The sequence below is a fragment of the Acinetobacter indicus CIP 110367 genome, assembly GCF_000488255.1.
GTDB classification, from domain to species: Bacteria; Pseudomonadota; Gammaproteobacteria; order Pseudomonadales; family Moraxellaceae; genus Acinetobacter; species Acinetobacter indicus.
Map to the genome: position 1 here is coordinate 214,716 of NZ_KI530756.1, position 11,017 is coordinate 225,732.

The window sequence follows — 11,017 nt, forward strand, 5'->3', positions numbered from 1 at the left end:
TCAAACCGTCCAACTTATTGGGGTCAGATCATTACCGGGGATTTTTTTCTATGTACTTTATTCCACCAGGAAACTGATTTTTAAATTAACCCGATACTCGGTAATCTTATTGTCCTTAATCACCACTTTCTGTTCATTAATCCAGGCACCCTGCAGGTTTTTGACTGTTTCACCGACTTTGGCAATGCCGCTTTGAATGGCATCTTCAAAACTTTTATTACTGCTGGCATTCACTTCTACTACTTTTGCAATCGCCATGATTGATCCCTCAGTGTTGGTATAAACGTTCATCTTAGAATAAAAAATAGACAATAAAAGAGCGCTTAACCATACCGCGTCAAAAACTTACATCTCTATACAGATTAAGGGATTTGTACAGAGATGACGCATGGATGGGGCAAAAAATCTGGAGATTTTTTCATCTTAAAACAGGATGATCTCGTTCTTGTAAAAATCATCATTAATTTAAATCCTGTAGCTAAATGATTAGAGCAATTATTCTAATTTATTGTTTTTAAATGTTATTTTTTAACAAAAAGTCCTAAACTTGCCGATATGATCATTTTCTCTCAATCACAACGCGCTATCATAGCTGTTGTTTGAATACACTCTCCCACGATGACTTTTCTCCCAAGTCATCCTTTTTTTGTGAAGGTAAGATTGATGAACGTTTTCAAAGCGCTTGGCCTGTTTATGGTCACCCTGTATGCAGCCAATGTATCAGCAGAAATGGTTTATGTACCAAGCTTCCCGACTGAAAAAGCCCACACTGAGACCGTGAGCAATGATCAGCCTGCAAGCGCTGAACAGAACAAAGAAGCTTAAGCACTTCTTTAAATACAAGCAGACCTCAGGTCTGCTTTTTTTATTGCAGTTTGGGACCATTCTGTGCCTTGCACCTGATCCGACCGGACAATTTGAGACTGACATTTTTTTTCAATTCGGCAGCATGATCTGTTTATTCTCTGATTTAACTGAAATTTATCTAAAAAATTTTTTAATATTTCTTATATTGAAATCCCAATTTCTGTCATAAATGCCTAAAAATCCACAAAAGCTGACATTTTTTTTCATGTAATTTTTAGTGAAATACCTATAATCAAAGTGATCCAAAACAATTATTTAAGTACAGGTTGATGAGAGAGCAATGCACGAACTTCAAGCCCTGATTCAGAGAAAAATTTCTCCACAAGAGATTAATGTAGAAAATCTGGTGGCGCTGGCGGAACATTATTCACAGCCGCATTCTGCCGAATACAAATTGGTTGAACTGGCCCTGAATATTGTCCTGGCCAGTTATCTAGAAAAAGCACAACAACTGGTTTAAGTTTCCACCATGAATACTTTAGAAAAATCCCGGCTGATTAAAGAACTGCATGACCTGACGGGCGCACTGGAGCGTCGTTCCTTGAGTCTGTATGAAACCGCCAAGGCCAAAAGCCGGATTAAAAGTATTTTTGTTGAATGCGACCAGCCTCTGTTTAAAAAGCAGATTCTGGCCTATAAGACACAGGTGCAGCCGGAACGTTCTGCCGAAGAATTTGCGCGTGACACCATTTATGCACGTTCTTTTCGGGGCGTGTTTCAGCAGGTCGAGGCGCTAGAACAGGCCTTATATGCCCAGCCCGATTCAGGTTGGGCCATCTTGTATCAGCCCGCCTCCGGCTGGCAAATCTGGCTGATTCCGGCACCCGCACGTACTGCCCTGCTCAGTGACTGGGGCAATCTGGAACAGGTCTATCGCTGGATGTTGCAACAGCAGCATCAGTATCGCAGTCTGCACACCGATCTGGAATTACTTAACCAGCAAAACTATGCCGCAACGCAGGCCTTTCAGCATACCGTCGCAGCACGTTCATCTGTAGCGATAGAACCTGAAGAAGCAGCTCAGCAGTTCAAGCCTACCAAAGCCGCACCTGTTCAGCCTGAACAGCAAGCAGATTCCGTACCCGAAGCAGAGTCTAGCGCCCGTCATCTGCTGCTCAATCAGCTCAGCTGCCCGATTTCCGAATTACCCCTGGACCATCTGCCGGCGGAAAAACTGTGCCGGGTATTTTTACCAGCCCGGCCTGAAGTGATGCAGTATGCCGATGTGCTGGTTCATGATGCAGAGCAAGCGGCTCTGCTCAAGCGCCCCGGTTATGTGGCCGAGCAGATCAATGCCCAAGGTCGTTTTATTAAATATCTGGTCTTGTTTGGCGCCTTGGATGCCATGCAAGCCACCCGTTTTGCCCACGCCTTTAGCCAGCAGCATGAACATGAAATTGCCGCAATTCGTGAAATAGACAGCGCTGTACTGGAAAGCCAGCTGTTTGCGCTGGACAGTCTGTTTCAGTGCTATCAACATGCCGAGCAGATGATATGGCACAAAGAAGATTATTATCCGTTTATTCCGCTGCACCTGATTCATACCCAGAAATTTATCCAGTTTGAGGAAACAGCAGCCACGCTGGGCACCCCGCTGATTTTATTAAAAGAGCGACAAAAAATTCGCCTGATTCATGGCCAGCAGCGTTTACAACTGGCGCGTACCGAACCGGCCTATCCCTATATTCTGCTCGATCGTCAGCAGGGCGTGAGCTGGCAAATCATTCAAAAAGTCTTGAATCACCTGCCTGCGCCGGTCGACCCTTTACGTCTGGTTCAGGCCATTCAACAGCTCACCGCCAGTTAATGTTTATGTTTTTGTAGCTGTATCTTGCTTTTCGCCTGAAGATTTTCAACACTAGCAAAAAGAGCTTAAAGATCAGTAAATAATGCCAAGAAAAGTACATTTTATAGCGCCATCATTATTATTTTGCCTGTTAGGCAGTGGATATACGGTTGCAGACAACAATACCAACCTGGAGACAGAACCGCAGACCGCACCACCAGGTTATGAGGTGCCACTGGTGCCCGAAAGTGAGGCGGGTAATGGTTTTTTCTATACCCTGCCGCGGCTGATTGATGCCACCCCGACCATTTTGCCGGAACAGTCGAATGAACCGATTGTGCCGCCCACGCATGAAACCGAAGAACAAAGCTGGGTAGACCGGCGCCAGAAGCAGATTCGCCATTGGGCAGACAATACCGCACATAAAATTGATAACTGGTTTGGAGAAACCAGCCCGGAGGAACCGGCCTCTGCGACCTTGCGTATTCTGGTCGACAGTCGCTGGAACAAATATGATGACTACGATATTAAACCGCGGGTACGTGGCCGGATTAAACTGCCGACACTGGAACGCAAATTAAGTCTGGTCTTTGGTGATGACTCGCTGGATAACGAACTGCAAAACAGTGTTGCCATTACCAATGAAAACCCCAGTAACAGCCCGGACAAAACCCTGGATGGCCGACGGGCACGTGAAGACAACAGCTCGCTGGCCTTACGCTGGTCTGACTTCACTGAACGCTTACCCTTTGAAACTGATGCCGACCTCGGGGTGCGTTCTGGCGATGATATTTATGCCCGTTTAAAAATTGCCAAGGACTGGGAACTGGTCAATGACTTTTCCTTTCATGCCGAGCAGATTTACCGTTACGGCCTCGACAGTGAAAACTATTTAAGAACCAACCTGGAACTTATTCATGCCCGGCCCGATCATCCGTTTTTAAGCAACCAGTTTAGCCTGACCTATGCCGATGAACAGGATGATGACCTCAGATGGGACAACTACAGCTTTAGACAGCACCAGTTCTTCCACGGCAACCGTTTTAACTACGGGCTCTACACCGGCGGTTATTATCATAATGATGATTTACGCCTGAACAGCTGGGGGCCATTTGTGTCCTGGCGTCAGCCGTTCTTGCGCGAATGGTTTTTTGTGCAGGGCGACCTGAATTACTATAATGATGACCGTGAAGACCGCAGCCATTTCCCGAGTATCTTGCTGCGTTTAGAAGCCCTGTTCTAAAGCCGTCGACAATATAATCGTGCATTAAAAAAACCTCCCGCAGGAGGTTTTTTTAATGGGCTTATTTCAATAATAAGCTGTTGATGCGTTTCAGGTACTCTGCCGGATTTTCTGGCAGACCACCTTCTGCAATCAGCGCCTGATCAAAAATCACATTGGCCAGATCATCAAACTGGGCCGAACCTTGCAGTTTTTGCACCAACGGATGCTGCGGGTTAATTTCCAGAATCGGTTTCATTTCTGGCACCGGCTGACCGGCATCTTTCAGCATCCGGATCAGCTGTGGCGACAATTCCCCGTCAGCCGTAACCAGACAGGCCGGAGAATCAACCAATCGTGTGGTCACGCGCACTTCTTTGGTTTTATCTTTCAGCGATTCAGACAGCTGCTCCACCACTGGCTTAAACTGCTCTGCCGCCTGTTCCAGTGCCTTCTTCTCTTCAGCATCTTGCAGATCGCCCAAATCGACCGCACCTTTAGACACGTTTTGCAGCGGTGTACCATCAAACTCATGTACGAAGTTCATGGCCCATTCATCAACACGTTCAGTCATTAGCAGGACTTCAATGCCTTTTTTCTTGAACAGCTCCAGCTGCGGCGAGTTCTTGGCCGCGGTCAGGCTATCTGCGGTTACATAGTAAATGGCTTTCTGGCCGTCCTGCATCCGCGCTTTGTAATCTGCCAGTGAGGTGCTGACCTCATCCTGGGTGGAGGTCGCATAGCGTAATAATTTCAGGATACGCTCACGGTTACCAAAGTCTTCGCCCAGGCCTTCTTTTAAGACCGAACCAAATTCACGATAGAAAGTCTTGAAGTTGTTCTGGTCTTTTTCATCTTCAGATTTGGCCAGACCATCCAGCATGGTCAGCACACGACGTGCGTTACCTTCACGTATGGTTTTCACATCGCGGCTTTCCTGTAGCAGTTCACGGCTGACGTTCAGCGGTAAATCGGCGCTATCCACCACACCCTGTACAAAGCGCAAATAGTTTGGAATCAGGTTGTCAGCATCATCCATAATAAACACGCGTTTGACATACAGCTTGATGCCAGCTTTGGCTTCGCGGGTAAAAATATCATGTGGTGCTTTTGGTGGAATATACAGCAACTGGGTATATTCGGTGCTGCCTTCGACACGGTTATGCGACCAGGCCAGCGGCGCTTCAAAATCATGGCTCAGGTTTTTATAAAACTCGATATACTGTTCTTCGCTAATCTCGTTTTTACTGCGGGTCCATAAAGCACTGGCCGAGTTAATCGCTTCCCATTCATCAGTTTTCACATACTGGCCGCCTTTTGGCTGTTCACCTTCCGCTACTTCCTCTTCCTGCCAGACTTCTTTTTGCATTTGAATGGGCAGGCTGATGTGATCAGAATATTTATTGATAATCTGCTTCACTTTATAGCTTTGCAGATAGTCCAACGCATCTTCACGTAAATGCAGGATGATGTCGGTGCCACGACCTGCCTTGTTGATTTGCTCGACTTCAAATTCACCGGTGCCACCGCTGATCCAGCGTACACCTTCCGATGCGTCCAGACCGGCACGGCGTGATTCTACGGTAATTTTATCGGCCACAATAAAGCCAGAGTAGAAACCCACCCCAAACTGGCCAATCAGCTGGGCATCGGCTTTTTGATCACCGGTCAGCTTGGACATAAAGTCTTTGGTGCCGGATTTGGCAATGGTCCCCAGGTTATCAATCGCTTCCTGCTGACTTAAACCAATACCGTTATCGGAAATGGTCAGGGTATTGTTCTCTGCATCCAGACGCACACGCACGCGCAGGTCCGGATCATTTTCATAATATTCAGGATGGTTGATGCCTTCAAAACGCAATTTATCGCAGGCATCAGAGGCGTTAGAAATCAGTTCACGCAGAAAAATTTCAGGGTTGGAATAAAGAGAATGCGTCACCAAATGTAAAAGCTGAGCCACTTCAGCCTGGAAACTGTGTTTTTGTGCGCTTTGTTCGCTCATTCATCACTCCTTAAATTGACAGCATTGTTGTATTGGAATGCCTTATGAATTGGAGTGAGGCGACGATTTTTCAATAGGAAAACAAAAAAATATTAAAATGGGCCCTGCTGATAGACCCGCTGCATATACTGCTCCAGCTTTTGCTGACGCATCTGGTAAACCTGGGTCAGACATTCAACCGACTGGCCACAGCGGTCACGCAGGGCCAGCCAGCGCACCTGTTCATCCCGTATAGCCGAACGTGTCCCCATCGGTACCAGACGGTTAATAATTTTATAGGTGGTGGCCATCTTCACATCGGCATCATTAACATTACGATGTTCACAAATGGCATGTTCGGTTGGGGTTTGAGCACGTTCACAATTAAAGCTGGCTGCAGCGGCAGGCAGGCTGATCAAACTGGCGAAGACCAAGGCAAAGGTTGTATTTCTATTCATATTTGATCTTCTCACTTTTTCATTTCTTTTTCATTTCATTCACTACAAATTAAATGAAAACGAATACTTAACTCAATATTCTGATTTTGTTCTATTGTTATCATTTTGCAATAAAAAGGCCCCATCACCAGGATGGGGCTACGCTGAATTTTATTATTGGTACTTTTTTATAATTAGAATTTGTAGCTATAACCGATGGTGTACACCATTGGATCGATATCTAAATCGAATTGGGCTGCCACATCACCACTTAAAGTAACTTCAGGGCTAAGTTGCGCATAACGTGCATCAAAGAATACGCCCCAGTTTTTGGCATCTGCTGGCTGGAAGTTAAAACCAATCTGGCCGGCAAAACCAAAATCTTCTTTTACTTTCACATCGGTATCACCCAGACCTTTGGTACGCTCATCCCAAGCCACAAATGCGGTACCACCGACACCAATGTATGGGGTAAAACCGGTATTGTTTTTAAAATGGTATTTTGCCGTCAGCGTTGGTGGTAAATGTTTAATACGTACCACATCTGTACCGGCTAACTGAACATCATGGTTAATTGGTGCAGCTAAAAGCAGTTCTGTCGAAATATTGTCATTAAAGAAATATTCAACTGACGGGGTAAATGCATATTCATGATCAGCTTCAACAACACCTAACGCAGTCTGAGTATCCTGAGTAGGTGCTACAACCGAACCACCCAGCTTGACTTGCCATTGGCCTGCCATCGCAGAAGCAGAAAGACCCATTAATGCAACGAGTGTAATTTGCTTTAACATTTTAATACCCCACCGGAAGATTATTTATTCAAAAATTAAACATTAATTAATAATAAACACGTTAGAAATTAATATGCAATACTCACCCGATATAATAATTTTATATTATTTTCAAACCATTGATTTTTAAATTAATTTATTTTAACCAACCACACAACTTGGTTTTAAATACCAACCTGTTTTATCAAGATTAAATAATATTATTCAGATTAAAATACTCAGGTTTATTTTAAAAACTTTATAATATATATTTTAAATACATCTATTATTATATTATCAGAATGATTATAAATACATCTATGATTCAAAAAAATCCCGGGATTTTATTCCCGGGATATTTCAGGTTAAAGCACCATGGCGGCAATCCAGCCAAAAATCATCAGCGGGATATTAAAGTGAATAAAGGTCGGCACTACACTGTCTTTCATATGGTCATGCTGACCATCCATATTCAGGCCTGAGGTTGGCCCCAAGGTCGAATCCGAAGCAGGTGAACCGGCATCGCCCAGTGCAGCCGCAGTACCAATAATGGCGATGGTGGCAGCCGGACTAAAACCAAATTGAATACAGAGCGGTACATAAATAATCGCCAGAATCGGAATGGTAGAGAATGATGAACCAATACCCAGAGTAATCAGCAAACCAATCAACAGCATTAAAAAGGCTGCAAGTGCCTGGCTATTACCAATCCAGTCAACCGAGGCTTCAACCAGCGCAGGAACCTGTCCTGTTGCCTCAATCACGGCAGCAAAACCTTGCGCAGCAATCATAATAAAGCCAACCAGTGCCATCATCCGCATACCGGTAATAATGACATCGTCCGCTTCTTTCCACTTAAAGATCCCGGCACAGCTCAGAATCGCTACACCAACCAGACCGGCCAGAATCATCGAATCTGAATACAGCTGCACGCCAAGGGTTACCAGAATCGCAATGACTGCCATCCAGATGGTGAACGTCGCCACTTCAGGTTGACCTGATTTTTGCGCCACACCCATTTCAGCCGAAATGCTTTGCTGCTCTTCAATATGCACGTCTTTATATTCACGTGGCTTACGGTATGAGAAAAACACCGCGATCAGCAAACCGACAAACATCCCGAATACCGGAATGGCCATCGCTGTTGGAATCTGGTCATAGCTGATCTCAAATCCATACGGCTTGCCAAAGGTATTGATATTATGGCCCAGAATATCATTCAGGAAGATGGCGCCAAATCCGACCGGCACCAGCATATAGGTGGCCACCAGACCAAAGGTCAATAAACAGGCCACCAGACGACGGTCCAGTTTCAGGTGGTTAAATACCATCAACAATGGCGGAATCAATACCGGAATAAAGGCAATATGTACCGGAATCACGTTCTGGGAGAATACCGCGGCAATGGCCACCACCAGGAAAATAAAGTATTTGACCCGGTTTTGCGCTTTCAGATCGGCCTCACCCTTTAAGGTGTGAATCATTTTATAGGCCAATAAATCAGGTAAACCTGAACGCGCCAGAGCCAGTGCAAAAGCACCTAAAATACCGTAGGCCAAAGCAATTTTAGCACCACCGCCCAGGCCATTATTAAACGCCTCTAAAGTACCTTGCAGGCCCAAACCAGCCAGCAAACCACCCGTAACGGCACCAATGACCAGTGCAAAAACAACAGGAACACGTGCCAACGACAGCCCGAACATGACTGCGATGGCGGCAAGAATTGCAAACATAAGAAAAGACGGATCGAGAAAAAACGCTATTTTATCAGAGATTGATCGCTATTTAGCTGCTGTTGTTGCGCTGTCCGATATTTGTCTTAACCTTGCCAGTAACAGTCAAATTAACTGCCTGATTTTGAAAATGCAAAATCCCGAAGATGTTGAGCAATCCGCTCCGGCTGGCTTAAAATTGCCCAGTGATTGGCCGCAATCTCCACTCGCTGGAAGTCTGCTACCCAGTTCGGCACTTCATCAATCAGCTCCGGACTGACAAAGCGGTCTTCGGTCAGTACCACGGCCTGTACCGGACAAATCGCCACACGCTGACGTGGTTTGAGCAAACGCGGGATAAAATTGGCCCGATACAGATTGACGCCATATTGACCATCTTGCTGGATATTCGGGTTTAAGGCCAGACCCGGGCTTTGCTCCAGCTGCTGTAGCATTTTGCCCCAGCGCTCTGCACTCATGTATTGCCACACCGTCGGTGCCAGTAAGGGCAATTGAAACACAGCGATATACCAGGACTTGCCCAGCTGTTTTAAGAATTTGGCCTTACCCTGCTGTAACTGCGCACGCATCCAGAATGCAGCATGATCCAGACAAGGCCCGGAAATGCTGCTGTAAGAAAGAATCCGCTGGCGAAACCGGGCATCGGTCACCGACTCCCAGGACTGAATTGAACCCCAATCATGCGCGGCCAAATGAAATGGCCGGTTGGGTAGCACCGCATCCACCACGGTCAGTAAATCTTCAGACAGGCGTGCCAGCCGATAATCACGAATATGCTTCGGAATGGAAGACTGACCGGCCCCACGCACATCATAGGTCACAATATAAAAATCCTGAATCAGCTGGGCAATAACAGCTTCCCAGACTTCCTGATTGTCGGGATAACCATGAACCAGTACCAGCGCCGGATTGTCCGGCTTGCCCCAGCTTTTGACATACAGGCGCTGCTGGTCTGAGGTATTAATCCACTGCATATGAGCGTGCATGATGACATCCTGTTCTGTTTATGGGTGATTTCTTGTATTGGCTGTTTATTGGCAAGCGCAGTCAATCAAATCAATGCCACCTGCCGGTTTCTGTTCTAGTATGCAGATCAGTGCAATAAAAATAATTGACCCTTATGAGCCTTTTAAAAAAACTACAGACAATTCCGACCCTGTCCAAATTCCTGATCAATCGCTATGCCCCCTATCGCGGCGCCGGTATTGCGGTCGAGAAAATGGATCTGGCCAATTACCACATTCGTGTCAAAATGCCACTGACACGTAAAAACCAGAATATTGTCGGGGTACATTTTGGCGGTAGCCTGTATGCCATGGTCGATCCGTTTTATATGCTGCTGTTGATGCATCATCTTGGCTCAAAATATATTGTCTGGGATAAGGCCGCGACCATCCGCTTTCTAGCGCCCGGTCGCAGTATGGTCTATGCCGATATCCGCCTCAATGCCATGGAGGTCGCTACCATTCGGGAACTGGCCGAGAATTATGCACCGGTATATCGCAGCTACCGCCTGAATATTTTTGATGAAGCCGGCGTACGTATTGCCGAGGTAGAAAAGACGGTATACATCCGCCGCAAAAAGCCGCATGCTGCCGGCTAAATAAAAAAGCGCTTATCTTTAAGCGCTTTTTTTATGTGAGATCGTTTAAACCAGACTTAGCGGTTCTGCTCAATCGCGGCACCTGCACCGCCACCAATCGCACCACCAATCGCTGCACCAGTACTACCACCGAAGATGCTTTTACCTACCGCAGAACCAATTGCACCGCCGACACCACTATAGGTCGCGTTACGGTTTGAACCATCCTGGGTTTTACTACCGACCGCTGCACCGGCACCACCACCAATGGCTGCACCTGCAGTACCACCGACATTACCACCGACACCACCACCAATTGCACCACCTAAGGCCGCTGCACCAATACGCTGTTCATTTGGAGACATACTTTCACAACCGGCCAGCATAAAGGTAGATAAGGTGGCGGCTGCCATAACACCGATAACTTTTTTCATGATCGCTCTTCCCCTGTTTTGGTCATAGCTTTAGCTTATTCGATATTGATGGGTCGAATCTGAGCAATATGTTACCAACTTGGTAACCAATAGAGGATTTATGTAAAAACACCCGCTTTGCAGCAGCAACCCGGCCCATCTAACGCCAAAGTACAGCGCGATACCCTTTTTTCAGGCATAAAAAAAGACGCCCGAAGGCGTC

At 46.2% G+C, this 11,017-nt stretch carries 11 protein-coding genes and 1 pseudogene; 5 read left to right on the plus strand and 7 right to left on the minus strand.

What is annotated here, in order from left to right; genetic code table 11:
• Positions 1-57: 57 nt before the first annotated feature.
• Positions 58-258: a dodecin family protein gene (locus P253_RS12285; RefSeq protein ID WP_005181715.1), complete on the minus strand. Its 201-nt coding sequence runs from the start codon at positions 256-258 to the stop codon at positions 58-60.
• A 405-nt stretch (positions 259-663) separates the two neighbouring features.
• Here P253_RS12285 and P253_RS15910 point away from each other — a divergent pair, with 405 nt between their 5' ends.
• From P253_RS15910 to P253_RS12300, 4 genes and pseudogenes are all read left to right on the plus strand, one after another.
• Positions 664-825: a hypothetical protein gene (locus P253_RS15910; RefSeq protein WP_016659669.1), complete on the plus strand. Its 162-nt coding sequence runs from the start codon at positions 664-666 to the stop codon at positions 823-825.
• Positions 826-1,147: 322 nt separating this feature from the next.
• Complete coding sequence (locus tag P253_RS12290) at positions 1,148-1,327, plus strand: hypothetical protein (protein ID WP_005181710.1); 180 nt, start codon at positions 1,148-1,150, stop codon at positions 1,325-1,327.
• A 9-nt stretch (positions 1,328-1,336) separates the two neighbouring features.
• The gene (locus tag P253_RS12295) at positions 1,337-2,674 is read left to right on the plus strand and encodes a hypothetical protein (RefSeq protein ID WP_016659671.1); all 1,338 of its coding nucleotides are present in this window, start codon (positions 1,337-1,339) and stop codon (positions 2,672-2,674) included.
• A 259-nt stretch (positions 2,675-2,933) separates the two neighbouring features.
• Positions 2,934-3,896: pseudogene (locus P253_RS12300) on the plus strand (hypothetical protein); the annotation flags it as partial.
• Between the two features lie 61 nt (positions 3,897-3,957).
• Here the strand turns inward: P253_RS12300 and htpG are convergent.
• From htpG to P253_RS12325, 5 genes are all read right to left on the minus strand, one after another.
• A complete protein-coding gene (gene htpG / locus P253_RS12305) occupies positions 3,958-5,877 on the minus strand; it encodes a molecular chaperone HtpG (protein WP_016659673.1) in 1,920 nt (639 codons plus the stop codon).
• Positions 5,878-5,969: 92 nt separating this feature from the next.
• On the minus strand, positions 5,970-6,314 hold the full coding sequence (locus tag P253_RS12310) for a lysozyme inhibitor LprI family protein (RefSeq protein ID WP_016659674.1): 345 nt from the start codon (positions 6,312-6,314) through the stop codon (positions 5,970-5,972).
• Positions 6,315-6,487: 173 nt separating this feature from the next.
• Positions 6,488-7,087 (minus strand): OmpW/AlkL family protein, encoded by a 600-nt coding sequence (locus P253_RS12315; RefSeq protein WP_016659675.1) that lies wholly within the window; start codon positions 7,085-7,087, stop codon positions 6,488-6,490.
• Between the two features lie 344 nt (positions 7,088-7,431).
• Positions 7,432-8,799, minus strand: coding sequence for a Na+/H+ antiporter family protein (locus tag P253_RS12320; protein ID WP_016659676.1), 1,368 nt, complete (start codon positions 8,797-8,799; stop codon positions 7,432-7,434).
• A 110-nt stretch (positions 8,800-8,909) separates the two neighbouring features.
• Complete coding sequence (locus P253_RS12325; protein WP_016659677.1) at positions 8,910-9,785, minus strand: alpha/beta fold hydrolase; 876 nt, start codon at positions 9,783-9,785, stop codon at positions 8,910-8,912.
• A 134-nt stretch (positions 9,786-9,919) separates the two neighbouring features.
• Between P253_RS12325 and P253_RS12330 the strand changes: the two genes are divergently transcribed.
• Positions 9,920-10,402: a DUF4442 domain-containing protein gene (locus P253_RS12330; protein WP_016659678.1), complete on the plus strand. Its 483-nt coding sequence runs from the start codon at positions 9,920-9,922 to the stop codon at positions 10,400-10,402.
• A 56-nt stretch (positions 10,403-10,458) separates the two neighbouring features.
• On the opposite strand, the gene P253_RS12335 is transcribed toward P253_RS12330, so the two are convergent.
• Positions 10,459-10,815: a hypothetical protein gene (locus P253_RS12335; protein WP_005181692.1), complete on the minus strand. Its 357-nt coding sequence runs from the start codon at positions 10,813-10,815 to the stop codon at positions 10,459-10,461.
• Positions 10,816-11,017 lie beyond the last annotated feature (202 nt).